Here is a 15,078-nt window from a genome sequence, read left to right as displayed (position 1 = left end):
GGTTGCTACGTCTAAATGGGTTAGCCAATAAGGGGTAATTATTGTTCTTTATCACCATTTTGTGATGAAGGGCACAGCGTCGGGAAAGAGAGAGGGGGCCTGAGCCCCCTCTTGTGGTTACTGCCAGCTGAAGGCTCGTTTGGCCCGCTGCAGCTTCTCATAGGCGGCCAGCAGTTTCTGGTGCAGGGGGAACTGAACCAGCGACTCGTCGCCGCTTTCAAGGCCATGGAAGCGCGCCTCACCGTTGGCATGGCGCCACGCCTCCTGGAAGGCGGCCTCGCCATACATGCGGGTGAAGACGGCGAAGTATTGCTCGGGCTCGCGCTCGTCATCGAGCAGCAGCTCTACCGAGCTCTTCAGGGCGCGGTAGTAGTTGGCGCGATCCTGGGTGAAGACCGACTGGTTGAACTCCATGGTCCAGTCGATCCACTCCAGGGCGGTCTCCAGCTCACCGGCGGCCAGGGCCAGCATAGCCTTGAGCTCACCCACTCGCAGGGTGTGCAGGGCGGTACCCTTGGCGGCGGCGATGCCGAGCAGCTCGCGCACCCGGGTGCGCTCGTCGTGTCCTTCCTCTTCCAGCTGGTCGTAGAGGGCCATGTACTGCTCGGCATCCCACTCCAGGGAGGGCAGGGCCAGGATCACCTCGCGCAGGTGGGCGCCCATGTTGTTGTTGGCCAGCAGCAGATCCTCGGCCGGGTAGATGTCGGACATGCCCGGCACCAGGATGCGGCAGGCGTAGACGCCCAGGTGCTCGTAGTCGGCGATGTAGACCGGCTGCTCGAGCTCGTGGAAGATACCGATCAGATGGTCGAACTCCTCCTGGGTAGAGCCAGCGAAGTTCCAGTCGGCGAACTCGAAGTCGGCGTCTTGCTTGAACAGATCCCAACTGATGAGGCCCGAGGAGTCGATGAAGTGGGTCTCCAGGTTGTGGTGATCCGCCACTTCGTCGTTATCGAAGGCCGGCGGCATGAAGACGTCGAGATCCTTGAGGCCGCGGCCCTGCAGCAGCTCGGTCACGGTGCGCTCGAAGGCCACCTCGAAGCGCGGGTGGGCGCCGAAGGAGGCAAAGCAGGTACCGTTTTTGGGGTTGAGCAGCACCACGCAGATGACCGGATAACGACCACCGAGGGAGGCGTCATAGCTCAGGATCGGGAAGCCTTCGGCCTCCAGGGCGTCGATGGCTGCCTTGATCCCCGGATAGCGGGCGATCACCTCGTCCGGGATCTCCGGCAGGCTGATGGCCTCGGCGATGATCTTGTTCTTGACGTGGCGTTCGAACACCTCGGACAGGCCCTGGGTACGCGCCTCGGTCTTGGTGTTGCCGGCGCTCATGCCGTTGGAGACATAGAGGTTGCCGATGATGTTCATCGGGATGTAGACGGTCTGGTGATCCGACTGACGCTCGAAGGGCAGGGCCACGATGCCACGCGTGTCGTTGTTGGATTGCAGATCCACCAGCATGTCGGCGGTCACCTCCCCTTCCGGGTTGTAGAACTTGCGGGTGAAGTCGTCGAGCAGACCCGCCGGCAGTTTGTCGCCCTCGATGGGGAACCACTTCTCGTTCGGGTAGTGGACGAAGTCGCCATTGGCGACCTCTTCACCCAGGTAGAAGTCGGCGAAGAAGTAGTTGGTGGAGAGACGCTCGAAGTATTCGCCCAGAGCCGAGGCCAGGGCGGCCTTCTTGCTGGCACCCTTGCCATTGGTAAAGCACAGGGGGCACTCCTTGTCGCGGATGTGCACGGACCAGACGTTGGGCACGGGGTTAAGCCAGGAGGCCTCTTCGATATCGAAGCCCAGGGCCTGCAGCTTGGTCTGGAAGCGCTCGATGGAGTCTTCCAGTGCCGCGTCCTTGCCGGGGATAAAGGTATGGTCAGTCATCACTGTTGTTCCTGATAGGCTCATGTTTGGTCGCAGATAATAGCAGGAGCGGGGGGGCTTGGCAGGCCATTGGGCGAGGAATTTGGCGCGCCACCCTCTCGCTCGCCTGCGGCCACCCCGTTCAGGGGATTTACCGACCAGTTTGAGCCCCAGTATGCCGGCGATAATCAGCCCGACACAGAGCAGCCGGGCACCATTGGCCGGCTCGTTAAAGAGCAGGATGCCGAGCAGCACGGTACCGACTGCGCCTATGCCGGTCCACACCGCATAGGCGGTGCCAAGGGGCAGCTGGCGCACCGCCTGGGCGAGCAGCGCTATGCTCACCCCCATGGCCGCCAGGGTGAGCAGGGTGGGGAGGGGGCGGCTAAACCCGTGGGTGTATTTAAGGCCAATGGCCCAGGCGACCTCGAAGAGGCCGGCCAGCAGTAGCACTATCCAGGACATGAGCGCGTCACTATCGGTGCCGGGTCGTCCCGGCGAAAGGAGGGCCGCCAGGGTCGTCCCCGGCGGGGCAGCGCGCTGCCATGGGTCCTCATCATAATGGGGAGAGAGGCCTTTGCGCCATCTTTGGCCCGGATGGGACACTGTTGCAGCAAGCGACGAGGAATATTGCAGAAATCGACTTGCGCGTCGGCCCACAATCCGTAATGTGGAGAGACGCATTTTTCGCAGCGCAATGTTTGTTACCGCTCTGTTGCCAAAGGGGCTCAGGGCGTTTTTATCGAGAGTTTCTCAGCTATCCAGGGTAGGAAATATCATGAAAAAAGTCGGTTTGGTCGGTTGGCGCGGTATGGTGGGCTCGGTGTTGATGAGCCGCATGCAGGAAGAGAAGGACTTCGCCCGCATCCAGCCCACCTTCTTCACCACCTCGCAAGCCGGCGAGGCCGCCCCCAACTTCGGTATCGATGCCGGCACCCTGCAGGATGCCTTCGACATCGAGGCGCTCGCCAGCCAGGAGATCATCATCACCTGTCAGGGTGGCGACTACACCAAGGACGTCTACCCGCGCCTGCTGGCCAGCGGCTGGCAAGGCTACTGGATTGATGCCGCCTCGGCCCTGCGCATGGAAAAAGACGCGGTTATCATCCTGGACCCGGTCAACGGCGATGTCATCGAGCGGGCCCTGGACGAGGGCGTCAAGGCCTTTGTCGGCGGCAACTGTACCGTCAGTCTGATGCTGCTGGCCCTGGGTGGCCTGTTCAAGGCCGATCTGGTGGAGTGGGTAAGCGTGGCCACCTATCAGGCCGCCTCCGGCGGCGGCGCCCGCCATATGCGCGAGCTGGTCACCCAGATGGGGCTGCTGCGCGACGAGGTGGCGGTGGAGCTGGCCGATCCCGCCTCTGCCATCCTCGACATCGAGCGCAAGATCACCGAGAAGACCCGCTCCGGCACCCTGCCGGTCGATAACTTCGGCGTGCCCCTGGCCGGCAGCCTGATCCCCTGGATTGACACCGCCCTGCCCAACGGTCAGAGCCGTGAAGAGTGGAAGGGTCAGGCCGAGACCAACAAGATCCTCGGCATTGACGGCGCCCCGGTGCCGGTCGACGGTCTGTGCGTGCGCGTCGGCGCCCTGCGCTGCCACAGCCAGGCCTTCACCATCAAGCTGAAGAAGGATCTGCCCCTGGCCGAGATCGAGGCCCTGCTGGCGGCCCACAACGATTGGGTCAAGGTGATCCCGAACGAGCGCGATATCACGGCACGGGAGCTGACCCCGGCCGCCGTCACCGGCACCCTGGCCATCCCGGTCGGTCGTCTGCGCAAGCTCAACATGGGGCCTGAGTACCTCTCCGCCTTCACCGTGGGTGATCAGCTGCTGTGGGGCGCCGCCGAGCCCCTGCGCCGCATGCTCAACATCCTGCTCGATCGTGCTTAAGTGCATTCGCCCTCCCCGACGGGGGAGGGATATTGGCAACAAAAAGGGCTCCCATCGGGAGCCCTTTTTCATCTCGACGCGCCGTGATCAGGCGGCGGCTTTCAGGGTGGCGACCGGCTTGGCCTTCTCACCGATGGGCAGCACGACGCGACCGAACTGCTCGTTCAGCACGGTAGCCATGGCCAGGTAGATGGCGCTGGCACCACAGATGATCCCTTCAAAACCGGCAATGGTGCCGATCAGGGTGCTGCCGGTGAAGTCGCGGGCGGCCAGCAGGAAGAAGAGTACGGTCAATGAGGCGAAGACAAACTGCTTCACCTTGGGGAAGTTGACGGTGCCGCACAGCATGAAGAGGGTGAAGACGCCCCACATCAGCAGGTACCAGCCCATGTAGGCGTGGGGAGTGGCTTCAGCCAGACCCATGGTCGGCATGACGATCAGGGCCACCAGGGTCAGCCAGAACAGACCGTAGGAGGTAAAGGCGGTCACACCGAAGGTGTTGCCACGCTTGTACTCCATGATGCCGGCGATGATCTGGGCGACGCCGCCGTAGAAGAGACCCATGGCCAGGATCATGGCGCTGATCGGGAAGAAACCTGCGTTGTGGATGTTGAGCAGGATGGTGGTCATGCCGAAGCCCATCAGACCGAGGGGTGCCGGGTTGGCCAGTTTTTCACTCACGTGAGGATCTCCAAAGGTGGGGGATTGATTAAAAAGTCGCGGGATTCTAGTCATGGCCACGGGACGAGACAAGGGGGAAAGCTCGGCTTTGGTGAAAAAAAACCACAACATGGGAAGGGGAGAAACCGATTGTTTCCCCCCTGTTTTTGCGCTGTTGCACACTTGGTGTGAAAACGGCTCTTTTTAGTTGAGCTCGGTAGAGAAGAGGACGCGGGGCCCCCCTTGCTCACCTGCTATCTGGCTGTCGAGGACGAAGACCCGATCTGGCGGGATCTTGTAATCATCCACAAACATTGCCTTGATGGCCTGGGCTCGGCGTGTCGCCAGCCGGCGCAGGCTCTTGTCGCTCACCTCCTGGCGGGTGGCCAGTGTCTCTATGCCCCACTGCCAGGCGCCGTTGCTGCCCGGGACCAGTTGATGGGCCAGAGCCTGCTCCTTGAGCGGGCCAGCGAAGGTGGTCTGGAAGAGATCCTCCAGGGCTTCCTGCATCTCGGGATCCTGCCCGATGTCGCCGAGGGAGATACTGCGATCCAGCTCCTTGCCGAGTTGGTTCTCCAGTTGCTGGCGCTGCAGCGCCAGCAGATCTCCCCGCTTGTCGACCTCACCGCGCAGGTTGATCCCGAGCCGGGGGCGCTGCTGCAGGGCATCGGCCAGGCTGGCGACCCGTTCACGCTGGGCGGGCGCCAGTTCACTCTCACCGGGGGCAAACTGCACCTCATCGAGAGACTCACTGCTCCCCGAGAGGGAGGCGAGCAGGGAGAAGGGCGCGGTGACCGCCTTGCTCAGTGTGTTACCAAGAACGTTCCACAGCAGGCTGCCTATCTTGAAGTCAGGCTGGTTGAGATCCCCCTTGACCTTGAGATCCAGGTTGATCACGCCATTGGCATCCGACAGCAGGGCGATGGCGAGCTTGAGGGGGAGATCCAGTGCCTGGGGGCTCTCCACCTTCTCGCCCAGCTTGAGCTTGGTGATGCGAATGTCGTTACTCCCCTCGAGCCTGCTCCCCTCCAACTGGTATTTGAGGGTCATGGAGACCTGGCCCCGATCGATGGCGTAGCCTGCATAGGTGGCGCTGTAGGGGGTGAAGGTGGTGAGCTCCAGGCTCTTGAAATTGGCCACCAGATCCAGCACCGGCTCCTCGATCAGCAGGTTGGCACTCCCCTCGATAGAGACGGGGGCGGTGCGATCTACCTTGCCCTGCAGGCTGATCCGGGAGCGATTGCCGGGGATGTTGCTGACGTTGCGGGTGATGCCGTTGAGTGCGGCGATATCGACCACAAAGTCCCGGCTCAGGCGGCGATCGGCAAAGCGCAGGTTGCCCTGACGGGTGACGACCTCATCGATATGCAGGCGAGGGGTTGGGCCCGCGCTCTGCGGATCCCGGGTCGGGGCGTTGGGCAGCAGCAGGGAGGCGAGATTGGTGTTGCCCTCCTTGTCTATCTCGAGGCGACTGAAGGGCTGCTCAAGAAGAACACGGCCTATCTCGCTCTTGAGGGTGAGCAGATCGCTCTTGAGCCGCTCCACCTGCAGCTCCTGCCAGGCGAGCAGTCGCTGGTTGTCGCGCTTGTCCACCACCCGGACATCACGAATGGTCAGCCCCCCTTCCAGGGTGGCCTGGCGCCAACGTCCGGCGCTGTCCTGCTCGAGATGCAGCTGTTGGCGGGTGGTGAGCGCACCCGACTCGATGCGCAGCCTCAGGTAGTTTTGTACATAGGCCTGGGCCCAACCCAGGGGAATCTCGTCAAGCGCCAGGGCCCCCGTCAGGCGCAGGGGGGAGAGGCTTATCGCTCCGTTGAACGAGCCTTTGGCCTCCTGGTCGAGCCGGGTTGAGAAGGTGAACGGGCTCTGCTTGTCGAGCCGCTCCGAGAGAGCGCCCAGGGTCAGATCCAGATTCGAGAAGGCACGCTGGCGGGACTTGCCGGAGCTGGACTCCCACAGGTCGATACTCCCCCCCTTGAGCTGCACCTTATCCAGCTTCCAGCGCCAGGGTGTGGGAGGCGCAGTGTCTTTGGTGTCAGTGGGGGGCAGCAGGGCCATCAGGTCCGGCTCATAGCGCTCGTCGAGTAGCAGCGCCAGATGGGGGGATTGCCAGCTCAGGCTCTTGACGCTCAGTTGCTGTTTTTGGCCATCGACCTTGATCCCGTCGAGGGCGAGGGTGGTGAAGTTGAGCCACTCGCCCGGTCGGCCGGGCTGAGCCTTGCTGCGAGCCAGATGCACCTTGCCCAGTTGCAACTTGCCTGCCTCTATCTTCCAGCCCGCCTCGCCAGCCTGCCAGCGGGCTGCCGCGGTGAGGGTGCCCTTGGTGATCGTTGCCTTGAACCAGGGTTGCCAGAGCGGGGTGAAGGGGGCGAGGGAGAGCCCCTCGAGCCGGCTGTCGCCACTGACCGTCCAGGGGGAGAGACGCACCTCTCCCTTGCTCTGCAGCGCCGCCCCGTTGAGGCGAGCGGTCAGGGTATAGGGCAGGGGCGCTGCGGCCATCAGGTTAACGCCGGGCAGGGTCAGGTCGATGTTATCCAGAGTGAGCGACGGATCCCGGCGGCCTTTGGCCAGGGCGCGTTCGTCGCGATAGTGAATCGCACCGCGCCGCACGCTCAGCTGCCCAATCTCCAGCCCGGGTGGGGTGCCGGAGGGCGCGGCACTGGCATCGCCGCGCAAGGGGGCCAGCGCCGTCATCAGATTGAGGGTGGCGTCACCGGTGCGTACCAGCTCGAGGCGAGCCCCGCCCAGATACAGGGTGTGAAGGATGAGGCGTTGCTGACGCAGTGAGTCCCACCAGGCCGGCGCCACGGTAAGCTCGTCCCAGGCGAGCAGGGGGGCTCCTGCGCTGTCCCTGAGGCTCAGGGCGGGAAGGCTCAGGGTGTGAAGGCCAAATACCGGAGGTTGCCACTCAAGTTGCAGGCCGGTGTGCTCGGCCAGCCAGGGGGGCAGATAGCGATGCAGGAGCACGGGGGTCTGCCAGATCAGCAAGATCAGCAGGGTAAACGGAATGAGGGGCCAGTAACGGCGAAGCTGGGAGTACGACATGGATTCACTCAGGCCTTTGATGGCGCCATTATCGCACCGCGACGGCGCTCAAACCATAGGCTTGCCACAGTTTGGTCAGTACCCCCTTTTGCTCCAGCTCGCCAAGATAATGCTGGAGCATGGGAAGGCTCACCCTGGATGCGGGATGGATGAGGGCCCTGAGCTGATAGCGCTGATCCCAGTTATGGGAGATGAGCAGTTGCTTCCTGAGCTCGGGGTGCTGGTCAAGATAGCGCTGCAGATAGGCCTGGGTGATGATCCCCACATCGCCCCTGCCCAGGAGCAGTGCCTTGATGATACTGACATTATCCTTGACCAGCAGGATGTCGTAGCGCTGTTGCAAGATGGCGGGATCCCCTTCGAAGTCGGCGAAGCCGTAGTGATACCCTTTGACGCCGATGAGACGCAGCTTGTCGATCTGGTCGAACAGACGTTGGTCCCGGCCCGGCTTGTTGAGGGCGATGTAACGCTCGCCGTCAAACAGAAAGGGTGGGGAGATCATGATCCGCTCACTGCTCCAACCCCAGTTGACGTCTTCAAACAGCATCATGTCGAAACGACCAAGCTGCAGCGCCTCATAGCGGTTGGCGCTCGAGGTGGGGACAAAGAGGAAGTGATAGTCAGACTGCCCGGCGTTGAGCGCCTCGATTAAATCCAGCGTCAGCCCCTGCCAACCCCCATCGGCGCGCTTCTCCACGAAGGGGGCGAAAGGATAGCCGCCGACCTTCACCTCGACAGTACCCCAGGCGAAGCAGGCGAAAAAGAACCCCAATCCAGTCAGCCACCTCATCCATCATCCCCCGCTCAAGCCCCACTCTCAGCTTTTCCTAGGCGGCACCGGAATTCAAGTCATCGAGGGCCCTTTGACAGCGTTTTGCGGCTGCCTCGAGCTCGGCCATCACCATGCGGATATCCTCCATCTGTTGATCCAGGGCGGCGCGTCTCACCGTGATCAGCGCCAGCATGGAGTGCAGCTGGGTGCGGCTCGAGGGATCGGCATCGTAGAGCTCAAACAGTTCGCGCACCTCGGCCAGGCTAAAACCCAGCCGTTTGCCCCGCAGGATCAGCTTGAGGCGGGTGCGATCCCGCTGGTTATAGATGCGACTCTGCCCCTCCCGGGTGGGGGTCAGCAGCCCCTCATCCTCGTAGTAGCGGATGGTACGGGGGGTGATGTCGAACTCCTGGGCCAGCTGGGAGATGGTATAGGTTCGGTTCATGAGTGCACCTCCTGACGCGCCTTGGCACAGAGGGCTCGCCCGGTGCGCGAGCCGTTGGGGCGCCCCAGCGCCCGGCTGACCCACTCTCCGGTCGCGGCCAGGAGCGGGAGAGTGACTCCGCAGTCGAGCCCCAGCCCTTGCAGCAGATAGACCACCTCTTCGCTGGCCAGGTTACCCGAGGCCCCCGGTGCATAGGGACAGCCGCCGAGCCCGGCCACCGAGCTGTCGATGATGCGTATACCCCGCTCCAGAGCCGGTAACAGATTGGCCAGGGCCTGGCCATAGGTGTCGTGAAAGTGGACCGCCACCTGGCCGGCAGGTACCTCGCCGAGCACGGCGTCGAGCATGGGCGCCACGCTGCCCGGCGTGCCGACCCCTATGGTATCGCCGAGGGAAATTTCGTCACAGCCAAGGTCGAGCAGCCGGGCGGCGAGTTGAGCCACCCGTTTGGGGCGGGTGATGCCGTCATAAGGACAGGCGATGACGGTGGAGAGGTAGCCCCGCACCCGGACCCCGTGGCGGCGGGCTTCGCTGGCCAGGGGGCCAAAGCGCAGCAGAGACTCCTCAATACCCATGCCGATGTTGGCCAAGGTAAAGCCTTCGGAGCAGGCGGTAAAGAGGCCAATCTCCTGCACGCCGGCGCCAAGGGCGGCCATGAGTCCCTGCTCGTTGGGTACCAGGGCGCCGAGACGCAGGTCCGGGTGGCGGGGCAGGGCGGCCAGCAGGGCCGCAGAGTCGGCCATCTGGGGAACGCGCTTGGGGGAGACGAAGGCCGCCACCTCGATGCGGGAGAGGCCGCTGCGCCACAGGCGTTCCACCAGTTCGATGCGAAGTGGCAGGGGGAGGTGGTGGGGTTCGTTTTGCAGGCCATCCCGGGGGCCCATCTCCACCAGGGTTACACGATCGCTCATCTAGGTCTCCTCGAAGCTGACCAGCGTCATGCCCTGGCTGACCTGATCGCCATGGGTGCAGTGGATGGCGGCGACCTGCCCCTCCTCGGGGGCGCGCAGGGTGTGCTCCATCTTCATCGCCTCGAGCACCACCAGAGGTTGCCCCTTGGCGACCCGCTCACCGGTGCGCACCAGCACCTCCACCACCATGGCGTGCATGGGGGCGATGGCGCCGTGTGCCGCCTCGGCCTCGACAGGGTCAAGGTCAGGGTGACACAAGAGGAAGGGGTAGGCGGCGCCCTCCAGATGGAGGGCCGCCCCGCGCCACCCCATGGTGCACCAGTGCCCGCCAATAAAGAGTTGCAATTGCGAGTCCTCCCGGCGCCAGGGGATCCATTGTCCCTGCCAGGCCACATGGGAACGGCGATCGAAGGTGAGCGTCAGGGGGCGCCGCATCTCCCCCAGTTGCAGGGTGAGTTGCAGCTCCTGAAATCCCCCGAGTCGAAAGCCCCGAAATTGCAGCCAGGGATCCCTGTCGCCGGTCTGTGGCATCAGTAGCAGGGCGGCGGCGAGCCAGGCGATCTCCGGGGGGGCGGCATCAGCGGTCGGCAGAGGCCACTGGGTGTGGTGGGCCATGGTCAGCACATCCGGGTCGCGGCACAGGCGTGCCAGCAGGGGACCGTTGTGGCTCAGGGGGGTCAGGGTCAGTGCATCCAGCGCGCAGGCCAGTCTGGCCAGGGCGTCGGCGCGATCCCGGCCGTGGGCGATCAACTTGGCGATCATGGGATCGTAGTGGGGGCTGATGATATCCCCGGCGCGCACACCGGTATCGATGCGCACCCCGTCCGGCCAAGTGAGGCACTCAATGGGGCCGCTGGCCGGCAAAAAACCGGCGGCCACGTCCTCGGCATAGAGCCGGGCCTCCACCGCATGACCGGTGAGCCGTACCTGCTCCTGGGTCAGGGGGAGGGGATCTCCCTGGGCGACACCCAGCTGCCAGGCCACCAGATCCAGGCCGGTGACGCACTCGGTGACCGGGTGCTCCACCTGTAGTCGGGTGTTCATCTCCATAAAGTAGAAGTCGTCACCACTGACCAAAAACTCCATGGTGCCGGCCCCCACGTAACCGATGGCCAGGGCGGCAGCGACCGAGGCCTCCCCCATGGCCTGGCGCAGCGAGTCGGGCAGGCTCGGCGCCGGGGCCTCTTCGATCACTTTCTGGTGGCGGCGCTGCAAGGAGCAGTCCCTGTCCCCCAGATAAATGGCGTGGCCGTGACGGTCGGCGAAGATCTGCACCTCCACATGGCGGGCCCGCTCGAGATAGCGCTCGAGCAGCACCCGCTCATCGCCAAAGGCGCTGGCTGCCTCACGGCGCACCGAGGCGAGCGCCTCGCAGAGATCCTCCAGTCGGTCGACCCGGCGCATCCCCTTGCCGCCGCCCCCTGCCGCCGCCTTGATGAGCAGCGGTAAGGGGATGTGGCGGGCCTCGGCGAGCAGGGTGGCCTCGCTCTGATCTTCCCCGTGGTAGCCGGGCATCAGGGGCAGGCCTGCGGCAGCCATCAACGCCTTGGCGCCGGCCTTGTCTCCCATGGCGCGGATGGCGCTGGCCGGTGGGCCGACGAAGATCAGCCCCTCCTGCTCGAGACGTTCGGCGAAGCGGTCGTTTTCGGAGAGAAAGCCATAACCCGGGTGCACGGCATCGGCACGGGCGGCGCGGGCGACCGCGAGTATCTTCTCACCGTCGAGATAGCTCTCCCGGGCGGCGGCCGGGCCTATGGGCCAGGCCTCGTCCGCCAGGGTCGTGTGAAGTGCCCCCTCGTCGGCTTCGGAGTAGACGGCGATAGTGTGGATGCCGAGGGTGCGGGCAGTGCGAATGATGCGACAAGCTATCTCGCCCCGATTGGCGATAAGCAGGCGACGGATCGGACTCATGGGGTCTCCTTGTCGGGGTCCTGATGTTGGCGCCAGGCGGGGCGGCGTTTGTCGAAGAAGGCCTGCATCCCCTCCTGGGCCTCCTTGCCGACACGCACCCGGGCGATGGCGTCGACCGTGATCTCCTCATAGAGAGCCGGATCGAGAGAGAGGTGGGCGAGCAGTCGCTTGGTCTCTTTCATCGCCTCCGGGCCGTTTTGGCACAGGCGCACGGCTCGCTGGCGGCCCTGGGTGAGCAGCTCGGTGGTGCGGGCGGTCTCGTGTACCAGCCCCAGGCGGCAGGCGGTAATGGCGTCGAAGGGCTCGGCGCTTAGCATATAGCGCTGGGCCTGACGCCCCCCCATGGCCCGTACCACATAGGGGGCTATCATGGCGGGCACCAGACCCAGAGAGACCTCGGAGAGGCAGAAGCGGGCATCCTCGGCGGCGATGGCCATGTCGCAGGCGGCGATGAGACCCAGGGCTCCCCCATAGGCCGCCCCCTGCACCAGGGCCAGGGTCGGCATGGGCAGGGTATGGAGGATGTGGAGCAGACGCGCCAGTTGGCGGGCATCTTCCCGGTTGTGTTCGAAGTCGCTGTGGGCCTGGCTCTTCATCCAGTTGAGGTCGGCCCCGGCGCAGAAATGGGCCCCCTCGGCGCGCAGGATAAGGACGTGGGGGCGCCGCTCGATGGGCTGGCTATGGGCGTGCCCAAGATCCTCCAGGGCCTCTTGCAACTGCTCGATGAGCCGCTCATCGAGGGCGTTGTGGCGCTCGGGGCGGCACAGGATGAGCTCGGCGACCGGGCCGTGCTGCTCCACTCTCAATCCGTTCATGGGGCCTCCTTTACATGCGAAAGATGCCGTACTGCTCATCGCCCAGCGGACGCTGCCGGCAGGCGGCCAGGGCCAGGGCCAACACAATCCGGCTGTCGGCCGGATCGATCACCCCGTCATCCCAGAGGCGGGCACTGGCGTAGTAGGGGTGGCCCTGACGCTCGTACTGCTCGAGCACGGGGCGGCGAATGTCCTCTAGCTCTTGATCCCCGGGGCGGCGTCCCTCGGCGGCGAGCTTGTCCAGGCGCACCTGGGTCAGTACGCCGGCGGCCTGCTCTCCCCCCATCACAGAGATGCGGCTGTTGGGCCAGCTGAAGAGGAAGTCGGGCTCGAAGGCGCGCCCGGCCATGCCATAGTTGCCGGCACCGAAGCTGCCACCCGTGATCAGGGTGAGCTTGGGTACCCGGCTGCAGGCCACTGCCGTGACCAGCTTGGCCCCGTGCTTGGCGATGCCCCCATGTTCGGCGGCGCTGCCGACCATGAAGCCGGTGATGTTCTGTAAAAACAGCAGTGGGGTGCCGCGCCGGTTGCAGAGCTGGATGAAGTGGGCCCCCTTCTGGGCGCTGTCACTGTGCAGCACCCCGTTGTTGGCGAGGATCCCCACCGGCATGCCGCAGATGCTGGCGAAGCCGGTGACCAGGGTGGTGCCAAAGCGCGCCTTGAACTCGTCAAATGCCGAGTCGTCCACCAGGCGGGCGATGATCTCCCGCGCCTCCACCGGTTTTTTGAGGTTGGCACCCACCAGGCCGTAGAGATCCTCGATGGGGTAGCGCGGCTCTGCATAAGGGGCCGGCTCACTGTCATCGCCAGGCAGATGGCTCACCAGGGTGCGAGCCAGGGCGAGGGCATGGGCATCGTCCCGGGCCAGGTGATCCGCCACCCCCGAGAGGGCGCAGTGCACCTCGGCACCCCCGAGCGCCTCGGCGCTGATCTCCTCGCCGGTGGCCGCCTTAACCAGTGGCGGACCGGCGAGGAAGATGGTGGCCTGATTCTTCACCATGATGGACTCGTCGGCCATGGCCGGCACATAGGCGCCGCCGGCGGTACAGAGCCCCATCACCACGGCGAGCTGGGGGATCCCCCGGGCCGACATGCGCGCCTGGTTGTAGAAGATGCGACCAAAGTGATCCCGGTCTGGAAACACCTCGTCCTGCATCGGCAGGAAGGCACCGCCCGAGTCGACCAGATAGAGGCAGGGGAGGTGCAGCCGCTCGGCGATGGCCTGGGCGCGCAGGTGTTTTTTCACCGTCAACGGGTAGTAGGTGCCCCCTTTGACGGTGGCGTCGTTGATCACCAGCATGCACAGGCGTCCCTGGATACGGCCGATCCCCGTGATGATGCCGGCGGCGGGCACCGGCTCGTCATAGACCTCGTGGGCCGCCAGGGGGGAGAGTTCCAAAAAGGGGGAGCCCGCATCGAGCAGATGCAGCAGTCGATCCCGGGGCAGCAGCTTGCCCCTGGCCTGGTGGCGGGCGTTGTTGGCCGCGCCCCCGCCCTGGCGCACGGCGGCCAGTCGGGCGTCGAGATCGGCCACCAGGGCGGCCATGGCGGCTTGCTTCTCCATAAAGTCGGGAGCGCGGGTGTCGAGGCTGGAGAGAAGGTGCGCCATCATGCCTCTCCCATCAATTCCCGGCCGATGAGCCAGCGGCGGATCTCCGAAGTGCCGGCGCCTATCTCGTAGAGCTTGGCATCGCGCAGCAGACGCCCGGTCGGGTAGTCATTGATGTAGCCGTTGCCCCCCAGCAGCTGGATGGCATCGAGGGCCATCTGGGTGGCGCTCTCGGCGGCGTAGAGGATGGCCGCGGCGCAATCCTTGCGGCTGGTGCGCCCGGCGTCGCAGTCGCGGGCCACCGAATAGACCAGGGCGCGGGCGCTGGCCAGACGGGTGTACATGTCGGCGAGCTTGCCCTGCACCAGCTGGAACTCGCCGATGGGCTGGCCAAACTGCTTGCGCTCGCGCACATAGGGGAGCACCACGTCCATGCAGGCCTGCATGATGCCAAGGGGGCCGGCGGCGAGCACGATGCGCTCGTAGTCGAGGCCGCTCATCAGCACCCGCACGCCGCCCCCCAGGGCGCCGAGCAGGTTGGCGGCGGGCACCCGGCATTGGTCGAACACCAGCTCGCAGGTGTTCGAGCCACGCATGCCGAGCTTGTCGAGCTTCTGGGCGGTGCCAAAGCCCGGGGTGCCCTTCTCCACGATGAAGGCGCTGATCCCCTTGGGGCCGGCGGCCGGATCTGTCTTGGCGTAGATGACGAACACCTCGGCATCGGGGCCGTTGGTGATCCACATCTTGTTGCCATTGAGGATGAAGTCATCCCCGTCGCGCCGGGCGGTCAGGCGCATGCTCACCACATCGGAGCCGGCGCCCGGCTCGCTCATGGCCAGTGCCCCCACGTGGCGGCCGCTCACCAGCTCCGGCAGGTACTTGGCTTTTTGCTCCGGCGTGCCGTGGCGGTGGATCTGGTTGATGCAGAGGTTGGAGTGGGCGCCGTAGGAGAGGCCCACCGAGGCGCTGGCCCGGCTCACCTGCTCCATCACCATGACGTGGGCGAGATAGCCCAGTGCCACCCCGCCATACTCCTCGGCCACCGTGATGCCGTGCAGTCCCAGCTCGCCGAGCTCGGGCCAGAGATCGCGGGGAAACTGGTTGCTCACGTCGATCTCGGCGGCGCGCGGGGCGATCCGCTTCTGGCAGAAGGCTTCTACCTGATCGATCAGGGGGGCGAGGCTGTCGTCATGCATGGGTTCTCTCTCCGTGAGTCATG

General features: G+C 64.9%; 11 protein-coding genes and 1 pseudogene. 1 reads left to right on the top strand and 11 read right to left on the bottom strand.

Annotation, left to right across the window (positions count from 1 at the left end):
* Nucleotides 1-117: 117 nt before the first annotated feature.
* On the bottom strand, nucleotides 118-1,878 hold the full coding sequence (gene ycaO, locus AB5Y48_RS07960; RefSeq protein WP_368164152.1) for a 30S ribosomal protein S12 methylthiotransferase accessory factor YcaO: 1,761 nt from the start codon (nucleotides 1,876-1,878) through the stop codon (nucleotides 118-120).
* A 132-nt stretch (nucleotides 1,879-2,010) separates the two neighbouring features.
* Nucleotides 2,011-2,322: pseudogene (gene sugE / locus AB5Y48_RS07955) on the bottom strand (quaternary ammonium compound efflux SMR transporter SugE); the annotation flags it as partial.
* A 313-nt stretch (nucleotides 2,323-2,635) separates the two neighbouring features.
* On the opposite strand from sugE, the gene asd reads away from it, so the two are divergent.
* Nucleotides 2,636-3,751, top strand: coding sequence for an aspartate-semialdehyde dehydrogenase (gene asd, locus AB5Y48_RS07950; protein WP_050665965.1), 1,116 nt, complete (start codon nucleotides 2,636-2,638; stop codon nucleotides 3,749-3,751).
* A gap of 87 nt (nucleotides 3,752-3,838) precedes the next feature.
* On the opposite strand, the gene AB5Y48_RS07945 is transcribed toward asd, so the two are convergent.
* From AB5Y48_RS07945 to AB5Y48_RS07905, 9 genes are all read right to left on the bottom strand, one after another.
* Nucleotides 3,839-4,432, bottom strand: a complete 594-nt coding sequence (locus AB5Y48_RS07945) for a GPR1/FUN34/YaaH family transporter (protein WP_050665966.1) — start codon at nucleotides 4,430-4,432, stop codon at nucleotides 3,839-3,841.
* A 183-nt stretch (nucleotides 4,433-4,615) separates the two neighbouring features.
* Nucleotides 4,616-7,456: a DUF748 domain-containing protein gene (locus tag AB5Y48_RS07940; protein WP_136613733.1), complete on the bottom strand. Its 2,841-nt coding sequence runs from the start codon at nucleotides 7,454-7,456 to the stop codon at nucleotides 4,616-4,618.
* Between the two features lie 28 nt (nucleotides 7,457-7,484).
* Complete coding sequence (locus AB5Y48_RS07935) at nucleotides 7,485-8,246, bottom strand: substrate-binding periplasmic protein (RefSeq protein ID WP_368164139.1); 762 nt, start codon at nucleotides 8,244-8,246, stop codon at nucleotides 7,485-7,487.
* Between the two features lie 37 nt (nucleotides 8,247-8,283).
* Entirely contained in the window at nucleotides 8,284-8,673 is a 390-nt protein-coding gene (locus AB5Y48_RS07930; protein WP_050665969.1) for a MerR family DNA-binding transcriptional regulator, read from the bottom strand.
* Nucleotides 8,670-9,584: a hydroxymethylglutaryl-CoA lyase gene (locus AB5Y48_RS07925; RefSeq protein WP_060586728.1), complete on the bottom strand. Its 915-nt coding sequence runs from the start codon at nucleotides 9,582-9,584 to the stop codon at nucleotides 8,670-8,672. The genes AB5Y48_RS07930 and AB5Y48_RS07925 overlap by 4 nt, the downstream gene beginning before the upstream one ends.
* The gene (locus AB5Y48_RS07920; protein ID WP_368164138.1) at nucleotides 9,585-11,495 is read right to left on the bottom strand and encodes a biotin carboxylase N-terminal domain-containing protein; all 1,911 of its coding nucleotides are present in this window, start codon (nucleotides 11,493-11,495) and stop codon (nucleotides 9,585-9,587) included. It lies immediately after the preceding gene.
* Complete coding sequence (locus AB5Y48_RS07915) at nucleotides 11,492-12,310, bottom strand: enoyl-CoA hydratase-related protein (RefSeq protein WP_368164137.1); 819 nt, start codon at nucleotides 12,308-12,310, stop codon at nucleotides 11,492-11,494. Before AB5Y48_RS07915 ends, AB5Y48_RS07920 begins: the two co-directional genes overlap by 4 nt.
* Before the next feature lie 10 nt (nucleotides 12,311-12,320).
* Entirely contained in the window at nucleotides 12,321-13,919 is a 1,599-nt protein-coding gene (locus AB5Y48_RS07910) for a carboxyl transferase domain-containing protein (RefSeq protein ID WP_368164136.1), read from the bottom strand.
* Nucleotides 13,919-15,055 carry an isovaleryl-CoA dehydrogenase gene (locus AB5Y48_RS07905; protein ID WP_050665974.1) on the bottom strand — a complete coding sequence of 379 codons (1,137 nt, stop codon included), beginning with the start codon at nucleotides 15,053-15,055 and terminating at the stop codon, nucleotides 13,919-13,921. The genes AB5Y48_RS07910 and AB5Y48_RS07905 overlap by 1 nt, the downstream gene beginning before the upstream one ends.
* Between the last annotated feature and the right edge of the window lie 23 nt (nucleotides 15,056-15,078).

Origin of the sequence: Aeromonas sp. R6-2 (assembly GCF_040908155.1) — a bacterium.
Classification (GTDB): Bacteria; Pseudomonadota; Gammaproteobacteria; order Enterobacterales; family Aeromonadaceae; genus Aeromonas; species Aeromonas schubertii.
This window is presented reverse-complemented; position numbering and strand designations above follow the sequence as displayed.

Coding starts and splice junctions, on each gene's coding strand:
- ycaO (WP_368164152.1), bottom strand. CDS start 1,878: ATGACTGACCATACCTTTATCCCCGGCAAGGACGCGGCACTGGAAGAC.
- asd (WP_050665965.1), top strand. CDS start 2,636: ATGAAAAAAGTCGGTTTGGTCGGTTGGCGCGGTATGGTGGGCTCGGTG.
- AB5Y48_RS07940 (WP_136613733.1), bottom strand. CDS start 7,456: ATGTCGTACTCCCAGCTTCGCCGTTACTGGCCCCTCATTCCGTTTACC.
- AB5Y48_RS07935 (WP_368164139.1), bottom strand. CDS start 8,246: ATGAGGTGGCTGACTGGATTGGGGTTCTTTTTCGCCTGCTTCGCCTGG.
- AB5Y48_RS07930 (WP_050665969.1), bottom strand. CDS start 8,673: ATGAACCGAACCTATACCATCTCCCAGCTGGCCCAGGAGTTCGACATC.
- AB5Y48_RS07925 (WP_060586728.1), bottom strand. CDS start 9,584: ATGAGCGATCGTGTAACCCTGGTGGAGATGGGCCCCCGGGATGGCCTG.
- AB5Y48_RS07920 (WP_368164138.1), bottom strand. CDS start 11,495: ATGAGTCCGATCCGTCGCCTGCTTATCGCCAATCGGGGCGAGATAGCT.
- AB5Y48_RS07915 (WP_368164137.1), bottom strand. CDS start 12,310: ATGAACGGATTGAGAGTGGAGCAGCACGGCCCGGTCGCCGAGCTCATC.
- AB5Y48_RS07910 (WP_368164136.1), bottom strand. CDS start 13,919: ATGGCGCACCTTCTCTCCAGCCTCGACACCCGCGCTCCCGACTTTATG.
- AB5Y48_RS07905 (WP_050665974.1), bottom strand. CDS start 15,055: ATGCATGACGACAGCCTCGCCCCCCTGATCGATCAGGTAGAAGCCTTC.